The sequence below is a fragment of the Neobacillus drentensis genome (genome assembly GCF_036966985.1).
Classification (GTDB): Bacteria; Bacillota; Bacilli; order Bacillales; family Cytobacillaceae; genus Neobacillus; species Neobacillus drentensis_E.
Window position 1 is genome coordinate 6,435 of the sequence record NZ_JBALSN010000186.1, and the last position, 627, is coordinate 7,061.

Here is a 627-nt window from a genome sequence, read left to right on the forward strand (position 1 = left end):
TGCCTGACACCCAAATGGAGTAGGAGATGACGAACGTTGTTAAATGATCATGCGAAACTGATGCAGGCGGTTATGGTTTCCGGTGAGATTATCGGCCGTAAGAAGCTGCAAAAGATGATATATATTGCGAAAAAGGTGGCATTTCCCTTTCAAGAGCGGTTCCAGTTTCATTTTTATGGCCCCTACTCAGAGGAGTTGACGTTACGGGTTGAGGAGCTTTGCAATATGGGCTTTCTCAATGAGGTGAAGGAGAAAAAGGGCGGCTATTTTCAATATCGCTATACATTGACGGAGCCGGGGAAAGAGTTTTTAAGTTTAAATGAAGTGGACATGCCGTTTTTGCAGGATTGTCTCGTTGATATGAATGAGCAGAATGCTAGATTCTTGGAATTGGTTTCAACGGTTTTATATTTTGATAATCTTTCAAAAGAAGAAGTGACGGACAAGGTATTTACGTTAAAGGCAAGCCAGCGCTATACAGAGGCGGAAATCGATGAGGCCTACCAATATATCGAATCGTTAAAGGCGAAAATTCAATAAGGTAGAGAAAACACTGCTTGGACCAGCTGCGTGCGCGAAGGTCCAGGTGGTGTTTTTTTGTGTTTTTAAGGAGGAGAACCGATAGAC

The 627-nt window shown here is 42.9% G+C and carries 1 protein-coding gene; it reads left to right on the forward strand.

All coding sequences use genetic code 11. From position 1 onward, the window contains the following. The first annotated feature begins 36 nt into the window (after positions 1 to 36). The gene (locus V7659_RS12700) at positions 37 to 540 is read left to right on the forward strand and encodes a YwgA family protein (protein WP_335540325.1); all 504 of its coding nucleotides are present in this window, start codon (positions 37 to 39) and stop codon (positions 538 to 540) included. Positions 541 to 627: the final 87 nt, after the last annotated feature.